We start from the raw sequence: 18,403 nt of genomic DNA, 5'->3' as shown, positions 1-18,403 counted from the left end.
TCATGATCTTCCGAACGCCTGAACGGACGCCGCCTCGCACTACGCGGTTCCGCGCACGAGGTGCCCGTTCAGGAGAAAGGTGGGGTGCGGGGCGAGGCGGTAGCCGTAGAAGGTGAAGGGCTTGGTGCCGAGGGCGGGACGGGGTCGGACTTCGTGGACGTTGATCCAGGAGGACTCCTGCAACTGCAAAGGGTGCTCCTCAGGCCGATAGGTGTCTCGGCTGGGCCAACGATCGGCAATGTAGAGCCGCGACACCCGGCCCGGTACGCCCTCGGGTGTGAAGCGCGCTCCGATGATCGGTGCCCACTCGCTCAGGAACGGGACATTGGCGCTTGCCACCACCCGCCCCTCGTAGTCCCCCCACGTCACCCGACAGCCGTCCCCGTCCACGTAACCGTCCATGAAGCCTGTGAACGTCTCCGTGTCCCGCAGGACCACACGGGGGAAGCGCTGGCGCATGTGGTGGGCGTCGCCGCCCACGTACTGACGTACCAGGTCAGACAGGTACGACGAGACCACACGGACTCGGAAACCCGCCACGTCTCGCTTGAGGTACCCAGACGGCCGACTGACCGCCTCCAACCGTGCGGAAAGCCCGGTGCAGGCCGTCAGAGCAGCCGCGTACCGGGAAGCGAAGCCCTCGTCATTGACGATCAGGGACACATAGTTCTTGTGAACGGTGCCGTCCGCGCACGTGGCCCCGACGAAGTACCCGAACTCGTACCCCGGCCTGATCGTCAACCGCTCCCGGCACAGCTTCCGTGCATGCGTCCAGGCGACCGTCCTCCCCGCCGCGTCGGCCGCGCGCACCCAGCCCTCCGGCGTGAACAGCAGCAGGTCCGGGCTGGCGGTGAAGGTCATGTGGTCCGTCACCACGTCGACGGCGGTGCGCGCCTTCACCGCCGTCACGTCCACGACCGTGGTCCGCACCGTCCGGTCGCCGTCCAGCGTCCACATCGCACTGCCCGGCGCCACGTCCTTCGCCGGAGCGCAGCCGTTCACCAGGTTCACCAGCATCTTGCTGGTAGGCCCGTATCCCATACCGATCCCCCTCGATCAGCGATCAATTCCACTGATCGAGGACGGTATGGAGCGGTGTGAACCTCCCGCTACTAGCGAGCGAGTATCAAGGACATGGCCTCGGCACGCGTAGTAGCGTTGCGCAGTTGACCACGTACCGCCGAGGTCGTCGTCTTCGCGCCCGGCTTGCGGACCCCACGCAGGGTCATGCACATGTGCTCGGCCTCGATGACGACGATCGCTCCGCGCGCTTCGAGGATGTCCATCAGGGAGTCGGCGATCTGCGTCGTCAGGCGCTCCTGCACCTGGGGACGGCGGGCGAAGACGTCGACGAGACGCGCCAGCTTGGACAGGCCCGTGATCTTGCCCGTTTCTGCCGGAATGTAACCAATGTGAGCTACGCCATGAAATGGGAGGAGATGATGCTCACAGGTCGCAGTCAGTTCAATGTCCTTCACCAGGACCATCTCGTCGTGCCCCAGATCGAATGTCGTCGTCAGCACGTCCTCGGGCTTCTGCCACAGCCCCGCGAAAAGCTCCTTGTACGCCCGCGCCACCCGCGCCGGCGTTTCCCTCAGGCCCTCGCGGTCCGGGTCCTCGCCGACCGCGATGAGGAGCTCTCGTACGGCGTTCTCGGCGCGCTTCTCGTCGAAGTCGCCGATCCTGCCCTCGCCGTCCAGCGTCACCGGGTCGGTCATCTTTGCCTCGTTCCGTCTGACTGTGTGCGCGAATGGCCGCGCCCCCACAGGCTAAAACCTGTGGGGGCGCGGGATCCATTCCGGGTCCGTCCGGTCGGCCGGGAGGTCAGTCCTCCGGGGACGGGGGGTCCACCGGGGCGATGTCGATGCCCTTGGTGGTCTCCACCGGGGTGGCCGAGCCGTTCGCGCTGTTCGTCAGGGCCAGCTCCTTGGGGGAGAGGACCGGCGGGCGCGTGGAGGGGGTGCGGCGGGAGGAGCCGGTCCACGCCGGGCGGGCCGGGCGCTTCACGATGGGGCGGAAGATCTCGGCGATCTCCTCCTTGCCCAGGGTCTCCTTCTCCAGGAGGGCGAGGACCAGGTTGTCGAGGACGTCGCGGTTCTCGACGAGGATCTCCCAGGCCTCGTTGTGGGCGGTCTCGATGAGCTTCTTGACCTCTTCGTCGACCAGCGCCGCGACCTCTTCCGAGTAGTCGCGCTGGTGCGCCATCTCGCGCCCGAGGAAGGGCTCGGTGTTGTCGCCGCCGAACTTGATCGCGCCGAGGCGCTCGGTCATGCCGTACTGGGTGACCATCGCGCGGGCCGTGGCGGTGGCCTTCTCGATGTCGTTCGCGGCGCCGGTGGTCGGGTCGTGGAAGACCAGTTCCTCGGCGGCGCGTCCGCCCAGCATGTAGGCGAGCTGGTCGAGCATCTCGTTGCGGGTGGTGGAGTACTTGTCCTCGTCCGGCAGGACCATCGTGTAGCCCAGGGCGCGGCCGCGGGACAGGATGGTGATCTTGTGGACGGGGTCGGAGTTCGGCGAGGCCGCCGCGACGAGGGCGTGGCCGCCCTCGTGGTACGCGGTGATCTTCTTCTCCTTGTCCGACATGATGCGGGTCCGCTTCTGCGGGCCCGCGACCACGCGGTCGATCGCCTCGTCCAGCGCCTTGTTGTCGATCAGCTTCTGGTCGCTGCGGGCGGTGAGGAGCGCCGCCTCGTTGAGGACGTTGGCGAGGTCCGCGCCGGTGAAGCCGGGGGTGCGTCGGGCGACGGCGCCGAGGTCGACGTCCGGGGCGACCGGCTTGCCCTTCTGGTGGACCTTGAGGATCTCCAGGCGGCCCTGCATGTCCGGGCGGTCGACGGCGATCTGCCGGTCGAAGCGGCCGGGGCGCAGGAGCGCCGGGTCGAGGATGTCGGGCCGGTTGGTGGCGGCGATCAGGATGACGCCGCCCTTGACGTCGAAGCCGTCCATCTCGACGAGGAGCTGGTTGAGGGTCTGCTCGCGCTCGTCGTGGCCGCCGCCGAGGCCGGCGCCGCGGTGGCGTCCGACGGCGTCGATCTCGTCGACGAAGACGATGGCCGGTGCGTTGGCCTTGGCCTGCTCGAAGAGGTCGCGGACGCGGGAGGCGCCGACGCCGACGAACATCTCGACGAAGTCGGATCCGGAGATCGAGTAGAACGGGACCCCGGCCTCGCCGGCGACGGCGCGCGCGAGGAGCGTCTTGCCGGTTCCGGGGGGGCCGTAGAGCAGGACGCCCTTGGGGATCTTGGCGCCGACGGCCTGGAACTTGGCGGGCTCCTGGAGGAATTCCTTGATCTCGTGGAGTTCCTCGACGGCCTCGTCCGAGCCGGCGACGTCGGCGAAGGTGGTCTTCGGGGTGTCCTTGGTGATGAGCTTCGCCTTGGACTTGCCGAACTGCATGACGCGGGAGCCGCCGCCCTGCATCTGGTTCATCAGGAAGAGGAAGACGACCACGATGAGGACGAAGGGGAGGAGGGAGAGCAGGATCGAGACGAAGGGCGACTGCTTCGTCGGGGAGACGGTGTAGCCCTTCTCGATCTGTCCGGCCTCGAACTTCTCCTGGAGCTTGTCGGCGAGGGCGACGCCCTGGCTGCCGATGTAGCTGGCCTGGATCTTGTCGCTCTTGTCGATCTTCTGGCCCTTGACGAGCTCGATCTTGATGAGCTGCTCGTCACCGGTGGTGATCTTTGCCTGCTTGACCTGGTTCTTGTCGATCGCCTGGACGACCTTGCCGGTGTCCACCGTCTTGTAGCCCTCGGACGAGCCGACGACCTGCATCAGCACGACCACGGCGAGGACGGCCAGCACGATCCACATGACCGGCCCACGGAAGTATCGCTTCACGTCCATCCATACGGAGCGATAGCGCTCCGTCCCTCCTGCCCGTAGGAAAATGCTGCTGTGAGTACTGCTGTGTGAAAAAGCTGTTCTTCGGACGGTACCTCAGCATCGTCGCCCGCGACCGCCTTCCCGTGGTTCAACGGAGGGAAGGCGGTGCGGGTTCCCCGTACGGCCGTGGGATCAGCCGCCGTAGACGTGCGGGGCGAGCGTGCCGACGAAGGGGAGGTTCCGGTACTTCTCGGCGTAGTCGAGGCCGTAGCCGACGACGAACTCGTTGGGGATGTCGAAGCCGATCCACTTGACGTCGATGGCGACCTTGGCGGCCTCGGGCTTGCGCAGGAGGGTGCACACCTCCAGGGAGGCGGGTTCGCGCGAGCCGAGGTTCGACAGGAGCCAGGACAGGGTGAGGCCGGAGTCGATGATGTCCTCGACGATCAGGACGTGCTTGCCCTTGATGTCGGTGTCGAGGTCCTTGAGGATGCGGACGACGCCGGAGGACTGGGTGCCGGCGCCGTAGGAGGAGACGGCCATCCAGTCCATGGTGACGGGGGTGGACAGGGCGCGAGCCAGATCCGCCATCACCATCACGGCGCCCTTGAGGACGCCGACGATGAGCAGGTCCTTGCCCGCGTATTCCGCGTCGATCTTCGCGGCCAGCTCTGCCAGCTTGGCGTCGATCTCTTCCTTGGTGATGAGCACCGACTGGAGGTCGGTGCCCATGTCCTTCTCGTTCACCCGGGTCACTTTCGTTGCAGCGTGCGTCAGCCTTGCCGGATGACCAGTCTGCCACCCTGGCGGCGGGCTTCGACGCGGCCGGGCAGGTTGATGGCTCCCTGGCCGCGCCAGCCGGTGACGAGGCGGTCGACTTCCTCGATGTGGCGGGCGAAGAGGGATCCGGCGGGGGCGCCCTCGGCGATGACGGCGCGGCGCAGGACGCGGCGCCGTACGGCGGGGGGCAGTCCGAAGAGTTTGGCGCATTCCAGGGCGCCGGCCTCGTCGCGCACGGCGGTCTCGGCGTCGGCGGCCCAGGTGTCGAGGGCGTCGGCGTCGTCGCGGGAGAGCTGGGCGGTGCGGGCGAGGGCTTCGACGACGCCTTTGCCGAGGGCCTTCTCCAGGGCGGGGAGGCCTTCGTGGCGGAGTCGGGAGCGGGTGTAGGCGGGGTCGCTGTTGTGGGGGTCGTCCCAGACGGCGAGTTCCTGTGCGACGCAGGCCTTGCGGACGGTCTGGCGGTCGAGCTGGAGGAAGGGGCGCCGGTAGCGGCGGGTGGCGCCGGAGACGGCGGCCATGCCGGAGAGGGAGCGGATTCCGGAGCCGCGGGCGAGGCCGAGGAGGACGGTCTCGGCCTGGTCGTCGCGGGTGTGGCCGAGGAGGACCGCGGCGGCGCCGTGGCGTTCGGCGGCGGCGTCGAGGGCGCCGTAGCGCGCGTCGCGTGCGGCGGCCTCGGGCCCTCCTTCGCGGCCGACGGTGACGGTGACGGCCTCGGAGGGGGTGAGGCCGAGCGCGGTCATGCGTTCGGCGACCTCGGCGGCCCGGGTGTCGGAGCCGTCCTGGAGGCCGTGGTCGACGGTGATGCCGCCGGCGCGTACGGGGAGTTTGCGGGCTTCGAAGGCGAGGGCGGAGGCGAGTGCCATGGAGTCGGCGCCTCCGGAGCAGGCGACGAGCACGAGGGGGGCGTGCGCGTCGGACGCGGTGGGGGGAGTGCCGTTCCGGTGCTCGGCGGGCTGCTCCGCCCGGTGTTCGGTGAGGACGTCGTGGAGTACGCGGCGGACCGCCAGGCGTATCGCCGCGACCGCAGGATGGGGACCCATGTCCGGTGCCCTTCGTGAATGGGGTGGGGTGCCTCGGTCGGAGTCTTAACGGTCGGAATGGGGGGTTCGGTCACTCAGAGTGCGTCGATGGTGACAGAAACCCGGCCGTTACCCGAGCATTGCACGCCTCACCCCGTGGTCAGGGTCCCTCGGACGGGTGATTGGCGGAGGGTCGACCGGTGTTCCCGTGCCGTCCGCCCCACGCGTCTCACGAGTCTGCCTTACGGTGCACCCTCGCGATCCAGTCGGCGGGGGCGGCGATCTCGCTCTTGGTGGGGAGCGTGTTGGGGGAGGTCCAGACGCGGTTGAAGCCGTCCATGCCGACCTGGTCGACGACGGCGCGGACGAAGCGTTCGCCGTCGCGGTACTGGCGGAGTTTGGCGTCGAGGCCGAGGAGCTTGCGGAGGGCGAGGTCGAGGCGGGAGGCGCCGCGGGCGCGGCGGGCCTGGAACTTCTCGCGGATCTCGGCGACGGAGGGGACGACCTGGGGGCCGACGCCGTCCATGACGTGGTCGGCGTGGCCTTCGAGGAGGGACATGACGGCGGTGAGGCGGCCGAGGATCTCGCGCTGTTCGGGGGACTGGACGAGTTCGACGAGGGAGGGGGCGGGTTCGCCCTCCTCGCCCTCGGGGCGTCCGCCGACGAGGGTCTGGGCGGCTTCGCGGAGGCGTTCGACGAAGGTGCCGGGGTCGACGTCGGTGGCGGCGAGGAACGACTGGATTTCGCCCTGGAGGTGGTCGCGGAGCCAGGGGACGGCGGTGAACTGGGTGCGGTGGGTCTCCTCGTGGAGGCAGACCCAGAGCCGGAAGTCGTGCGGGGAGACTTCGAGTTCGCGTTCGACGTGGACGATGTTGGGGGCGACGAGGAGGAGGCGTCCGGGGCCGTCCGCGCCGGTGGCCGGGGCGCGTCCGGCGGGGGCGAAGGTCTCGTACTGGCCGAGGATGCGGGAGGCGAGGAAGGACAGGAGCATGCCGAGTTCGACACCGGTGACCTTGCCGCCGACGGCGCCGAGGACGGCGCTGCCGGGGACGGCGGAGCGGCGTTCCTGCATCTTGCCGAGGAGGGGGGTGAGGAGTTCGCGGAAGCCGGCGACGTTGGCCTTGATCCAGCCGGCGCGGTCGACGATCAGGACGGGGGTGTCGGGGGGTTCGTGGCCCTCGGGGACCATGCGGGTGTAGGCGCGGACGTGTTCTTCCGAGGCTTTGGCGTGCCTGCGGAGTTCGGCGACGACCTCGCGGGCCTCGTCGCGGCCGACTTCGGGTCCGGGCCGCACGAGGCGGGTCGCGGTCGCGACCGCGAGGTTCCAGTCGACCATCCCGGCTGTGCCTGCTCCACCGATGCTCGTCATGTGTCAACCGTACGGTCTCGGGGCCCGTTCGGTGTGTGTTCGGTACGGGCCCGGTTATGACGGGTCTTGACCGGCGAGGGCGGCGGAGAGGCGGTCGAGGGCGGGTTGGGCCTGGTACGGGGAGGGGGTGCGGCCGGCGAGGAAGGCGAAGGCGAGGAGGCGTCCGTCGGGGGTGACGACGGTGCCGGCGAGGGTGTTGACGCCGGTGAGGGTGCCGGTCTTGGCGCGGACGAGGCCGGCTCCGGCGGGGGCGGTGTCGAAGCGGTCGGCGAGGGTGCCGGTGAAGCCGCCGACGGGGAGGCCGGTGAGGAGGGGGCGCAGGGCGGGGCGGGCGGGGTCGGCCGCCCGGGTGAGGAGGGCGGTGAGGAGGGCGGCGGAGACGCGGTCGTCGCGGTCGAGGCCGCTGCCGTCGTCGAAGCGGGTTCCGGCGACGGGGGCGCCGAGCGCGGCGAGTTCGGCGCGGACGGCCTTTCCGGCGCCGTCGAAGCTCGCGGGGAGCCCGCGGGCGAGGGCGGTCTGCCGGGCGAGGGCTTCGGCGAGGTCGTTGTCGCTGTGGGTGAGGGTGCGTTCGACGAGGTCGGCGAGGGGGGCGGAGTAGGTCCGGGTGAGGGGGGCGGCCTTGGGGGTGCGGCCGGGGGCGGGGTCGCCGGTGACCCGGACGCCGGCGTCGGTGAGGAGGGCGGCGAAGGCGGTGGCGGTGGCGCGGGCGGGGTCGGCGCTGCGGGGCGCGGGGCCGCTGGGGCTGGCGTCGAGGCGTCCGGCGCGGGTCATGAGGGCGGTGACGGGGGCGATGTTCTCGTTGGGGCCGATGGGGTGGACGGCGGGGCCGGTGTAGAGGCCGGTGTCGTAGGCGAGGCGTACGGAGGTGTGTCCGCGGGTCGTGAGGGCGCGGGCGGTGTCGGTGGCGAGGGCCTTGAGGCGGGTGTCGTCGAGGGTGGGGTCGCCGCCGCCGGTGAGGGTGACGGCCGTGCCGTCGGGGGCGGCGGTGACGGTGGTGGCGATGCGGTGGTCGGGGCCGAGGGCGGAGAGGGCGGCCGCGGTGGTGGCGATCTTGACGGTGGAGGCGGGGGTCATGGGGGTGGTGGCGCCCTCGCCGTAGAGCTGCCTGCCGGTGGCGGTGTCGACGACGGAGGCGGTGCGGAGGGGGCCGAGGCCGGGGTCGGCGAGGAGGGGGACGAGGACGGCGGCGAGGTCGGCGGGGCGCTCGCCGGGCTGTCCGTCGGCGGGGCCGGTGGAGGGGGCGGCCGGGGCGGCGGGGTGCAGGGCGGCGAGGACGCCGGGGGCGCTGGGGGCGGGCGCGGGGCGGCGGGGCGCGGCGGGGGCGGGGGGCGGGGCGTGACGTGCGCCACCCGCCGCGGGGGCGGCGGCGCGGGTCCGCTCGGCCGTACGCTGGCCCGAGTCCCACGGGCCGGCCGCGGTCGCCGTCACGGCGGCCAGGGCCAGACCGAGGGCGGCGGAGCCCGCCGTGAGCTGCCAGGTCCTCGGCTCGGGCATTGCTGACCAGCCCCTTTCGCGATCACACACGTGCGTGAGGGACACTTAACCACCGCGCTGTGTCGCGAGCATTCACTTGTGTTGATTCAGGAGGAGCCACCCGTGGAGTTCGACGTTCTCATCGAGATCCCCAAGGGATCGCGGAACAAGTACGAGGTCGACCACGAGACCGGTCGCATCCGTCTGGACCGTCGCCTCTTCACGTCGACGGCCTACCCGACCGACTACGGCTACGTCGAGAACACCCTCGGTGAGGACGGCGACCCGCTGGACGCGCTCGTCATCCTCGACGAGCCCACGTTCCCGGGCTGCCTGATCAAGTGCCGTGCCATCGGCATGTTCCGCATGACGGACGAGGCGGGCGGCGACGACAAGCTGCTGTGCGTGCCGGCCACGGACCCGCGCATGGAGCACCTGCGGGACATCCACCACGTGGCGGAGTTCGACCGCCTGGAGATCCAGCACTTCTTCGAGGTCTACAAGGACCTGGAGCCGGGCAAGTCGGTCGAGGGCGCGGACTGGGTCGGTCGCGCCGAGGCCGAGGCCGAGATCGAGAAGTCGTACGCGCGCGCCAAGGAGCAGGGCGGCCACTGAGCCGTTCCGGGACCGCTGAGCCGGTTCCGGTCCTGAGCGTGTGAAGGGCGGCGCATTCCCCGGGGAGTGTGCCGCCCTTCGCGTGCCCGTCGTCCGGCCGTCGCACGTCCGTGCGCCGCGCGCCCATACTGGAAGCCACGATTCCTCCTAGGGAGAGCGGGGCGGCAGAGTGGTGGCGGAGCCGGGCGGCTCGATGGACGTGCGGGACGAAGGGGTCGAGGAGGCCCCGGAGGACCGGAAACCGCAGTCGGACGAGGCGCGGAGCGCGTTCGTCCCGCCGGCCGGGGTGGAGCGGCCCGCGCCACCGGAGGAGGAGCACCCGACCTCCGAGTTCGCCCTGCCGTCGGGGCTTCGGACGGAGCCCGAGCCGGAGCGGGAGCCGGAGGGGTCGGCGTTCGCTCCCCCGGCCACGTACTCGGCGAAGAACTCGCCGCCCGCCTTCACGCCCGCTTACGGGGTGCCGCTGGTGCGTCTGGCGCGGGACGCGCCGTGGCAGGACCGGATGCGGACCATGCTGCGGCTGCCGGTGGGCGAGCGGCCGGTGCCGGAGGCGCCGCGCAAGGAGGACGAGTCGGGGCCGTCGGTGCCGCGCGTCCTCGACCTGACCCTGCGCATCGGCGAGCTGCTGCTCGCGGGCGGGGAGGGCGCGGAGGACGTCGAGGCGGCGATGTTCGCGATCTGCCGTTCGTACGGGCTCGACCGGTGCGAGCCGACGGTGACGTTCACGCTGTTGTCGGTGACGTACCAGCCGTCGCTCGTGGACGACCCGGTGACGGCGAACCGGACGGTGCGCCGGCGGGGCACGGACTACACGCGGCTCGCGGCGGTGTACCAGCTGATCGCGGACATCAACGCGCCGGCGCACGACGAGCAGGTGCACGAGGTGACGCCGGAGGAGGCGTACCGGCGGCTCGCGGAGATCCGGCGGAACCGGCACCCGTATCCGGGCTGGGTGCTGACGACGGCGGCGGGGGTGCTCGCGGGGGCGGCGTCGGTGCTGCTGGGCGGCGGGCTGACGGTGTTCCTGGTGGCGGCGCTCGGCGCGGTGCTCGGGGACCGGCTGGCGTGGCTGTGCGCGGGGCGGGGGCTGCCGGAGTTCTACCAGTTCCTGGTGGCGGCGATGCCGCCGGCGGCGATGGGAGTGCTCCTGACGCTGCTGCACGCGGACCTGCGTCCGTCGGCGGTGATCACCGGTGGCCTGTTCGCGCTGATCCCGGGGCGGGCGCTCGTGGCGGCCGTGCAGGACGGTCTGACCGGTTTCTACATCACGGCCTCGGCGCGGCTCCTGGAGGTCATGTACTTCTTCGTCGCGATCGTGGTGGGCGTGCTGTCGGTGCTGTACCTGGCGGTGCAGTTCGACGCGCAGCTGAACCCGGAGGGGGCGCTGCGGGCGGTGGAGCGGCCGGTGACGCAGACCCTGGCGTCGATGGCGCTGTCGGCGACCTTCGCGATCCTGTTGCAGCAGTCGCGGGCGACGGTGCTGTTCGTGACGCTGAACGGCGGGGTGGCGTGGGTGGTGTACGCGTCGATCGCGGTGACCGCGGGCGGCTCCGCGGTGATGGCGACGGCGGTGGCGGCGGGTCTGGTGGGGCTCTTCGGGCAGTTGATCGCCCGGTACCACCACACGTCGTCGCTGCCGTACGTGACGGCGGCGATCGGGCCGCTGCTGCCCGGTTCGGCGACGTACTTCGGGGTGCTGGCGATCGCCCAGCACAATCTGGACCAGGGGTTCGCGTCCCTGGCGAAGGCGGCGGCGCTGGCGCTCGCGATCGCGATCGGGGTGAACCTGGGGAGCGAGCTGGCCCGCCTCTTCCTGCGGGCCCCCGGTGCGGCGGCGGCCAGGCGGGCCGCGAAGCGCACCAGGGGCTTCTAGGGGGTGTCGGCGGTCAGCGCTTGGCGTGGCGGCCGCGGGGGGCCTGCTGCGGGGTGCCGGGGGCGTCGTGGTCGCCGCCCTCGGCCGCGCGGGCCTTCTTGGACTGGGAGCGGGCGCGGAGGTACTCGATGACGATCGGGACCACGGAGATCAGGACGATGCCGACGAGGATCATCTCGATGTGCTGGTGCACGAAGTCGATCTTGCCGAGGGAGGCGCCCAGGAGGGTCACGCCGGCGCCCCACAGCACGCCGCCGATGACGTTGAACGTGATGAACGAGCGGTAGTTCATCCGGCTGACGCCCGCGATGATGGGCGTGAACGTGCGGACGATCGGGACGAAGCGGGCCAGGATGAGGGACTTCGGGCCGTGCTTCTCGAAGAACTCGTGCGCCTTCTCGACGTTCTCCTGCTTGAACAGCTTGGAGTCGGGGCGCTTGAAGAGGGCGGGTCCGACCTTGCGGCCGAAGAGGTAGCCGACCTGGTCGCCGATGACCGCGGCGGCCACCACCAGGGTGCAGACCAGCCACAGCGGCGTGTCCAGCTTCCCTGTGGTGACGAGCAGGCCGGTGGTGAAGAGGAGGGAGTCACCGGGCAGGAAGAACCCGATGAGGAGTCCGGACTCGGCGAAGACGATCACCAGGACACCGATCAGACCGAAGGTCTGGATCAGATAGTCCGGGTCCAGCCAGCTCGGTCCGAGGGCAAGCGTGTTCACGGGTTCCGGGCTCCTGCGGTCGGTGGGGGCGTGGGGACGGGCTGCCCCAAGCTATCAACGTGGACCGGGCGCCCCCGGTTCCACCCGGCCCCCCACGGGATGCGGAGGGGTTCCGCGGGGCAGAAGGTGGTGCATCAGGAGGTGCATGCCGATGGGCATCGAGGAGTACGGGGGCGGCCAGGGGCCGCATCCCGAAGTGCTGGTCGTGACGACGAACGACATCCCGGGCCACGAGGTCCGGCAGGTGATCGGCGAGGTCTTCGGGCTGACCGTGCGCTCCCGTCATCTGGGCAGCCAGATCGGCGCGGGTCTGAAGTCGATGATCGGCGGGGAGCTGAAGGGCCTGACGAAGACCCTGGTGGAGACCCGCAACCAGGCGATGGAACGCCTGGTGGAGCAGGCGCGGGCGCGCGGCGCGAACGCCGTCCTGGCGTTCCGCTTCGACGTGACGGAGGCGGCGGACGTGGGGACGGAGGTCTGCGCCTACGGTACGGCGGTGGTGATCGCGCCGCGGGTGTGAGCGGGCCCCGGAAGTGAGCGGGGTGTGAGCGCGGCCGGGGTGTGAGCGCGGCCGGGGTGTGAACGGGGTGGGGACGGGGTGGGGACGCGGCCGGGGCGGTGGGACACCTGGTGACAGGTGCCCGGGAAGGCCCGGCCGGACCTAGGCGGTTCGCGGCTTTTGCTCACCTATGGTGGGGCCGTGTCCACCGATCGCGTCCCGGCCGCGCCGTCCCCCGCCGCCGACGAGGCCCCGCTGCGGGTCCTGTTGCCGCAGATCCTGCCCGCGCTCGTGGTCGGGGTCCTGGCGAGCCTGCTCTTCCTGGGGGTCAGCGCCCTGTCGGAGGAGTTCAAGGACGTGCTCTGGGAGGACCTGCCCGACGCCCTCGGGATCGGCGGGTACTCCTCGCTGTGGATGATCGTCGTGCTCACGGCGACCGGCGTCGCCGTGGGCCTGGTCGTGTGGAAGGTGCCCGGGCACGCCGGGCCCGATCCGGCGACCACCGGGCTCGGCGGGAGGCCGATCGCCCCGGGGGCGGTGCCGGGGCTGCTGCTCGCCGGGACCCTCGCGCTCGCCGGCGGGGTCAGCCTCGGCCCCGAGAACCCGATCATCGCCTCCAACATCGCGCTCGCGTACTGGCTGGGCCGCAAGGCCGCGCCCGCCGTGCCGGGCATCGCCTGGGTGTCGCTCGCCTCGGCCGCCACGATCGGCGCCCTCTTCGGCACCCCGGTCGCCGCCGCCCTCGTCATCTCCGAGGCCCTGGCCGGGCACCCGGGCCCCGGGTCCCTCTGGGACCGCCTGTTCGCCCCGCTGGTCGCCGCCGGAGCCGGTGCCATGACCACCCAGCTGCTGGCCGAGCCCACCTTCGCCCTGGGGCTCCCGCCGCTGACCGACCCCGGCTGGGGCGACCTCCTCGCGTCCCTGGTGATCGCCTCCGCCGCGGCCGTCTTCGGCCTCGCCGCCTGCTTCCTCTTCCCGTACGTCCACGCCGCGTTCCGGCGCCTGCGCCATCCCCTGCTGATGCTGCCCGCCGGCGGCCTCGCCCTCGGCCTCCTGGGCGCCCTCGGCGGGCACCTGACCCTTTTCAAGGGCCTGGAGGAGATCAAGGAGCTCACGGCGAACATCGGCGGCTGGTCCTCGGGCGAGCTGGCGAAGCTGGCCGTCGTCAAGCTCGTTGCCCTCCTCACCGCCGCCGCCTGCGGCTTCCGGGGCGGCCGGATCTTCCCCGCCGTCTTCATCGGCGCCGCCTTCGGCCTCCTCGCCCAGGCGCTCGTCCCCGAGGTCCACCCGGCCGTCGCCGTCTCCTCCGCCGTCCTCGGGGTGCTGCTCGCCACCACCCGGCAGGGCTGGATCAGCCTCTTCACCGGCGCCGTCCTCGCCGCCTCCCCCGCCATGCTGGCCCTGCTCTGCCTGGCCTCGCTCCCGGCCTGGCTGATCGTCACCGGCCGCCCGCAGCTCGAACTGGACGAGGACGGGCGGCCGTTGACGTAAGCACGGCCCGCGCTACCGCCCGAGTCGGCCGAACTTCCGTACCGCCAGCGGGAAGAAGACCGCGAGGAACAGCAGCGGCCAGACCACCGCCGCCGTCAGGTGCCCCGGCTCGCCGCCCGGGTTGCCGAACAGCTCGCGGACCGCCGTCGCGGTCGCCGACATGGGGTTCCACTCCACGAGCGCGCCGAGCCGGCCCGGCATCGCGTCCGGCGAGGCGAAGGCGTTGGAGAGGAAGCCGAAGGGCCAGACCAGGATCTGGACCGCCTGCACCAGCTCCGCCCGCCCCGCGACCAGGGCCAGGAGGATCCCGATCCACAGCATCGCGAAGCGCAGCAGGAGCAGCAGCCCCAGCGCGCCCAGGAAGGCCCCGGGGCCGCCGTGCGCCCGCCAGCCGATCGCGTACCCCACGCCGGTCATCAGGAGCAGTCCCACCGCCGACTGGAGCATGTCCGCCGCCGCCCGCCCGACGAGGACCGCGCCGTCGGTCATCGGCATGGCGCGGAAGCGGTCGATCACGCCCTTGTCCAGGTCCCGGGTGACCGCCGTCATGGTGCCTTCGAGGCCGAAGACCATGGTCAGGGTGAGCATGCCGGGCACCAGGTAGTCGACGTAGTCGCCGTCGACGGCCCGCCCGCCGCCGACCAGGTGGCCGAACATCAGCAGCATCATCACCGGGAAGACGAGGCCGACCAGGACCTGCACCGGCTGCCGGGCCCAGTGGGCCAGCTCGCGGCGGGTCATCGTCCAGCAGTCGCCCACCGCGTACGCGGCGCTCATGCCGCCGCCTCCCCGTCCTCGCGGCCCGTCAGGCGCAGGAAGACCTCGTCGAGGGTCGGACGCCGCAGGGCGATGTCCTCCGCCTCGATCCCGGCCGCCCCGAGCGCCCGCACGGTCTCGGCGAGCGCGGCCGTCCGGTCGGCCGCGGGGGCGCTGAGCATCCGCCGGTCGGCGTCCACGGTCACCTCGGCGCGCGCCGCCGGGAGGAGGGCCGCCGCCTCGTCGAGCCGGTGGGCGTCCCGTACGACCACGTCGATCCGGTCCGCGCCCACGCGGGCCTTCAGTGCGTCGGCGGTGCCGTCGGCGACGACCCGCCCCCGGTCCACGACCGAGATCCGGTCGGCGAGCCGGTCGGCCTCCTCCAGGTACTGCGTGGTGAGCAGGACGGTCGTGCCGCCGCCGACCAGCAAGCGCACCGACTCCCAGACCTCGGCGCGTCCGCGCGGGTCGAGTCCGGTGGTCGGCTCGTCGAGGAACAGCACTTCCGGCTCGGTGATCAGCGACGCCGCCAGGTCGAGCCGCCGCCGCATGCCGCCGCTGTACCGCCGGACGGGCTTGCGCCCGGTGTCGGCGAGGCCGAAGCGCTCCAGGAGCTCGTCGGCGCGGGTCCCGGCGCGCCGGGCGCCCAGGTGGTGGAGCCGGCCGAACATCTCCAGGTTCTGCCGGCCGTCCAGCTCCTCGTCGAGGGCGGCGTGCTGGCCGAGGAGCCCGATCCGCCGCCGCACCTCCCGGGCCTCGGTGCGCACGTCGTGCCCGGCGACGCGGACCAGGCCCGCGTCGTGCCGGAGCAGGGTCGCCAGGATCCGCACCGCCGTGGTCTTGCCCGCCCCGTTGGGGCCGAGGAGGCCGTGGACGGTGCCGCGCCCGACGGCGAGGTCGAGTCCGTCCAGGGCGTCCTTGTCGCCGTACCGCTTCCGCGCGCCCTCCACGCGGATCGCTTCCGCCGTCATCCGTCTCCTCCCGAAACCTGTCTAGTCAAATTTGATCAGGTGCCACCGGCGGAGCAAGGTATGCCCTCGTGAGCCGTTAGTCAAACTTGATTACCTGATCTGCGGCGGAGGCCTGTGGACGGGCCCGCGCCCCCTCAGGTCGCGTACGGGTTCTCCTCGCCCTTCGCGAGCACCCCCACGAACGGGTCGCCCTCGCCCGCGAACACGTACGCCCCGCCCTCGATCCGCCCGATCAGGCCGAGCGTCCACTCCTTGCCCGCGTCGGCCGAGCCGATCCACATGTGCATGATCTCGCCGATGTGCCCGAGCTGCCCCGGGCCGCCCTCCGGCGTGTAGTAGTCGGTGACCGCCGCCCGCCACTCGTCGAGCGCCCGCACCCGCAGGCGCAGCAGCTCCACGGCCTCCGCGCGGGGCAGGTCCACCATGAAGCCGATGCCCGCCGACAGGACGTCCACCTTCTGGTCGTAGGTGGTCAGCGCCGCGCGGAGCAGCGCGAAGTACTCCTCCGTGCCCGCCTCGGTCAGCTCGTACTCGACGCGGGGCGGGCCCCCGACCGCGCTCGGCGCGACCTCGTGCGCGCGCAGCAGTCCCTGCTTCGCCATCTGCTTCAGCGCGTGGTAGATCGAGCCGGGCTTGGCGTGCGACCACTCGTGCGCGCCCCAGTACTCCAGGTCGTTGCGCACCTGGTAGCCGTGGGCGCGGCCGTGCTGCCGCACCGCGCCCAGGACGAGAAGACGGATGGCCGACATCCCACGTACCTCCTGGTCGATCCCGACCAGGGTACGCGCGGCGATCACCGGCCCGACGCCTCCGCCTCCGCCGCGATCAGCTCGTAGGAGCCCTTGCCGTCGATGCTCTCGCGGATGATGTCGGCGTGGCCGGCGTGCCGTCCCATCTCCTGGACGAGGTGGAGCACCATCCAGCGGACCGTGACCCGCCCGTCCTTCGGGAACCAGGGCGCCTCCGGCAACGGGAAGGTGTCGTCCAGGCTCGGCACCGAGCGGACGAAGTCCTCCGTCTGCTCGGCCACGTCCGCCCAGAACGCCACGGTCTCCGGGATCGTCTCGCCGTCCACGAGCCGGAAGGCCTCGCCCCAGGTCTCCCGGGTCCGCTGCTTCTCGTTGGGCCGCTGCTGCGCGAGCCGGAGCCAGTTGAGCTCGACCTCGGCGACGTGCTTGAGCAGGCCGGACAGGCTCAGCCCGCTGGCGCTGGGGGTGCTCGCCGCCTGCTCCTCGGTCAGGCCGAGGACGGCGCGGCGCAGCGCGGCGCGCTGGGCCTCCACGAAGTCGAGGAGCGTGCCGCGCTCGTCGCCGGGGGTCCCTGCGGGAACAAGAGCAACCATGACGTCCGCCTTCCGTACGTGCCCCGGGCCGGGGTCCTGCCGGGGTCCTGCCGGGTTCTTCCGACACAGAGCACGTTACGGAGGCTTGCGGACAGGTACGGTCCGCAATGGTTCCCGGACGGGGTCCGACTCGGAGCCGGCTCGGATCCGGACTGGGTCCGGCCCGGAGCCGGCTCGGATCAGAAGGGGAAGCGGCTGCGGCCGTGCTGGATCGAGATCCACTTCTGGGTGGTGAAGGAGTCCACCATCGAGTCGCCGTTGAGCCGCCCGACGCCCGACTGCTTCTCGCCGCCGAAGGGGACGATCGGCTCGTCGTGCACGGTGCCGTCGTTGATGTGGATCATGCCGGTGTGGATGCGCTTGGCGACCCGTACGCCCCGCTCGACGTCCCCGGTGTGGACGGCGCCGCTGAGCCCGTACGGGGTGTCGTTGGCGATCCGGACGGCCTCCTCCTCGCCGTCGAAGGGCACGATCAGGGCGACCGGGCCGAAGATCTCCTGGCTCAGGACCGGGGAGTCGGCGGCGAGGCCGGTGAGGACGGACGGGGAGACGAGGTTGCCGTCGGCCGCGCCGTGCAGCAGGGCGGTGGCGCCGGCGGCGACCGTCTGGTCGACCAGGGAGGAGACGGACTCGGCCTGCTGGGAGTTGATGAGCGGGCCGATGTGGGTGGCCGGGTCGGCCGGGTCGCCGACGCGCAGGGTCTTGACCTTGGCCACGAACTTCTCGGTGAACTCCGCCTCCAGGGAGCGGTCCACCAGGATGCGGTTGGCGGCCATGCAGACCTGGCCCTGGTGCACGAAGCGGCTGAAGACGGCCGCGTCGACCGCGTAGTCGACGTCGGCGTCGTCGAGGACGATCAGGGCGCTGTTGCCGCCGAGTTCGAGGACGGCGTGCTTGAAGTGCTCCGCGCAGACCGTGGCCACGTGCCGGCCGACCTTGTCGGAGCCGGTGAAGGAGATGACCTTCGGGACCGGGTGGGTCAGGAGCGCGTCGCCGATCTCGGCGATGTCGGTGACGACGACGTTCAGCAGGCCGGCCGGGAGCCCGGCCTCCTCCAGGACCTTGGCGACGAGGGTGCCGCCGCAGATCGGGGTGTTCTGGTGGGGCTTGAGGACGACGGCGTTGCCGAGCGCGAGGGCGGGCGCGACCGACTTGAGCGAGAGGAGGAAGGGGAAGTTGAAGGGGGATATGACGCCGACGACGCCGACCGGGACGCGGTAGACGCGGTTCTCCTTGCCGTCGACCGGGGAGGGCAGGATGCGGCCCTCGGGACGCAGCGCGAGCTGGACCGCCTCGCGCAGGAACTCCTTGGCGAGGTGCAGCTCGAAGGCCGCCTTCAGGCGGGTGCCGCCCAGCTCCGCGACGATCGTCTCCGCGATCTCCTGCTCGCGGTCCTCGACGATCCGCAGCGCGCGCTCGAAGACGAGCCGGCGGGTGTACGGGTTGGTCTCGGCCCACGCGGTCTGGGCGCGCTCGGCGGCCCGGTAGGCGCGGTCGACCTCGGCGACAGTGGCGACGGTGATCGAGGCGAGCTTCTCCCCGGTGTACGGGTTGAAGTCGATGATGTCCCACGAGCCACTGCCCGGCTTCCACTCGCCGTCGATGTACTGGTGGGCCAGGTCGGTGAAGTGCGACATGGTGGAGACCCCTCTACCCGCTACCCGCGCGATGC

General features: G+C 71.7%; 17 protein-coding genes. 4 read left to right on the top strand and 13 right to left on the bottom strand.

Annotation, left to right across the window (positions count from 1 at the left end):
* Positions 1-39 precede the first annotated feature (39 nt).
* The 7 genes from ACIP5O_RS03300 to dacB form a co-directional block, all read right to left on the bottom strand.
* On the bottom strand, positions 40-1,017 hold the full coding sequence (locus ACIP5O_RS03300; protein WP_401287947.1) for a hypothetical protein: 978 nt from the start codon (positions 1,015-1,017) through the stop codon (positions 40-42).
* A 95-nt stretch (positions 1,018-1,112) separates the two neighbouring features.
* The gene (gene folE / locus ACIP5O_RS03295; protein ID WP_401287945.1) at positions 1,113-1,718 is read right to left on the bottom strand and encodes a GTP cyclohydrolase I FolE; all 606 of its coding nucleotides are present in this window, start codon (positions 1,716-1,718) and stop codon (positions 1,113-1,115) included.
* A 106-nt stretch (positions 1,719-1,824) separates the two neighbouring features.
* Positions 1,825-3,846 (bottom strand): ATP-dependent zinc metalloprotease FtsH, encoded by a 2,022-nt coding sequence (gene ftsH / locus ACIP5O_RS03290; RefSeq protein ID WP_401287942.1) that lies wholly within the window; start codon positions 3,844-3,846, stop codon positions 1,825-1,827.
* A 171-nt stretch (positions 3,847-4,017) separates the two neighbouring features.
* The gene (gene hpt / locus ACIP5O_RS03285; protein WP_030219931.1) at positions 4,018-4,557 is read right to left on the bottom strand and encodes a hypoxanthine phosphoribosyltransferase; all 540 of its coding nucleotides are present in this window, start codon (positions 4,555-4,557) and stop codon (positions 4,018-4,020) included.
* 41 nt (positions 4,558-4,598) lie between these two features.
* On the bottom strand, positions 4,599-5,645 hold the full coding sequence (gene tilS, locus ACIP5O_RS03280; RefSeq protein WP_401287940.1) for a tRNA lysidine(34) synthetase TilS: 1,047 nt from the start codon (positions 5,643-5,645) through the stop codon (positions 4,599-4,601).
* A gap of 208 nt (positions 5,646-5,853) precedes the next feature.
* On the bottom strand, positions 5,854-6,993 hold the full coding sequence (locus ACIP5O_RS03275; protein ID WP_401287937.1) for a zinc-dependent metalloprotease: 1,140 nt from the start codon (positions 6,991-6,993) through the stop codon (positions 5,854-5,856).
* Between the two features lie 54 nt (positions 6,994-7,047).
* Positions 7,048-8,487, bottom strand: a complete 1,440-nt coding sequence (gene dacB / locus ACIP5O_RS03270; protein ID WP_401287934.1) for a D-alanyl-D-alanine carboxypeptidase/D-alanyl-D-alanine-endopeptidase — start codon at positions 8,485-8,487, stop codon at positions 7,048-7,050.
* A 102-nt stretch (positions 8,488-8,589) separates the two neighbouring features.
* On the opposite strand from dacB, the gene ACIP5O_RS03265 reads away from it, so the two are divergent.
* Complete coding sequence (locus ACIP5O_RS03265; RefSeq protein WP_015034462.1) at positions 8,590-9,081, top strand: inorganic diphosphatase; 492 nt, start codon at positions 8,590-8,592, stop codon at positions 9,079-9,081.
* A gap of 169 nt (positions 9,082-9,250) precedes the next feature.
* Positions 9,251-10,954 carry a threonine/serine exporter ThrE family protein gene (locus tag ACIP5O_RS03260; RefSeq protein WP_401287931.1) on the top strand — a complete coding sequence of 568 codons (1,704 nt, stop codon included), beginning with the start codon at positions 9,251-9,253 and terminating at the stop codon, positions 10,952-10,954.
* A gap of 13 nt (positions 10,955-10,967) precedes the next feature.
* Here ACIP5O_RS03260 and ACIP5O_RS03255 read toward each other — a convergent pair whose 3' ends face one another.
* Positions 10,968-11,672, bottom strand: a complete 705-nt coding sequence (locus tag ACIP5O_RS03255; protein WP_401287929.1) for a DedA family protein — start codon at positions 11,670-11,672, stop codon at positions 10,968-10,970.
* A gap of 151 nt (positions 11,673-11,823) precedes the next feature.
* Between ACIP5O_RS03255 and ACIP5O_RS03250 the strand changes: the two genes are divergently transcribed.
* Together ACIP5O_RS03250 and ACIP5O_RS03245 are read left to right on the top strand one after the other, a co-directional pair.
* Entirely contained in the window at positions 11,824-12,192 is a 369-nt protein-coding gene (locus tag ACIP5O_RS03250; RefSeq protein WP_381733095.1) for a YbjQ family protein, read from the top strand.
* 180 nt (positions 12,193-12,372) lie between these two features.
* Positions 12,373-13,662, top strand: coding sequence for an ion channel protein (locus ACIP5O_RS03245; protein WP_401287926.1), 1,290 nt, complete (start codon positions 12,373-12,375; stop codon positions 13,660-13,662).
* A gap of 12 nt (positions 13,663-13,674) precedes the next feature.
* Here the strand turns inward: ACIP5O_RS03245 and ACIP5O_RS03240 are convergent, their stop codons facing one another.
* The 5 genes from ACIP5O_RS03240 to ACIP5O_RS03220 all read right to left on the bottom strand — a co-directional run bounded on the left by ACIP5O_RS03240 (position 13,675) and on the right by ACIP5O_RS03220 (position 18,368).
* Positions 13,675-14,439 carry an ABC transporter permease gene (locus ACIP5O_RS03240; protein ID WP_401287923.1) on the bottom strand — a complete coding sequence of 255 codons (765 nt, stop codon included), beginning with the start codon at positions 14,437-14,439 and terminating at the stop codon, positions 13,675-13,677.
* The gene (locus ACIP5O_RS03235; RefSeq protein ID WP_401287920.1) at positions 14,436-15,389 is read right to left on the bottom strand and encodes an ATP-binding cassette domain-containing protein; all 954 of its coding nucleotides are present in this window, start codon (positions 15,387-15,389) and stop codon (positions 14,436-14,438) included. Before ACIP5O_RS03235 ends, ACIP5O_RS03240 begins: the two co-directional genes overlap by 4 nt.
* 134 nt (positions 15,390-15,523) lie before the next feature.
* The gene (locus ACIP5O_RS03230; RefSeq protein WP_401287918.1) at positions 15,524-16,138 is read right to left on the bottom strand and encodes a PadR family transcriptional regulator; all 615 of its coding nucleotides are present in this window, start codon (positions 16,136-16,138) and stop codon (positions 15,524-15,526) included.
* A 44-nt stretch (positions 16,139-16,182) separates the two neighbouring features.
* A complete protein-coding gene (locus tag ACIP5O_RS03225; RefSeq protein ID WP_401287915.1) occupies positions 16,183-16,731 on the bottom strand; it encodes a DinB family protein in 549 nt (182 codons plus the stop codon).
* A gap of 179 nt (positions 16,732-16,910) precedes the next feature.
* Positions 16,911-18,368 carry an aldehyde dehydrogenase family protein gene (locus ACIP5O_RS03220; RefSeq protein ID WP_401287913.1) on the bottom strand — a complete coding sequence of 486 codons (1,458 nt, stop codon included), beginning with the start codon at positions 18,366-18,368 and terminating at the stop codon, positions 16,911-16,913.
* Positions 18,369-18,403 lie beyond the last annotated feature (35 nt).

The sequence above is a fragment of the Streptomyces sp. NPDC088915 genome (assembly GCF_044749825.1).
GTDB lineage: Bacteria > Actinomycetota > Actinomycetes > Streptomycetales > Streptomycetaceae > Streptomyces.
Note: the sequence above shows the minus strand (reverse complement) of the source record. Positions and strands in the feature narration are given on the sequence as shown.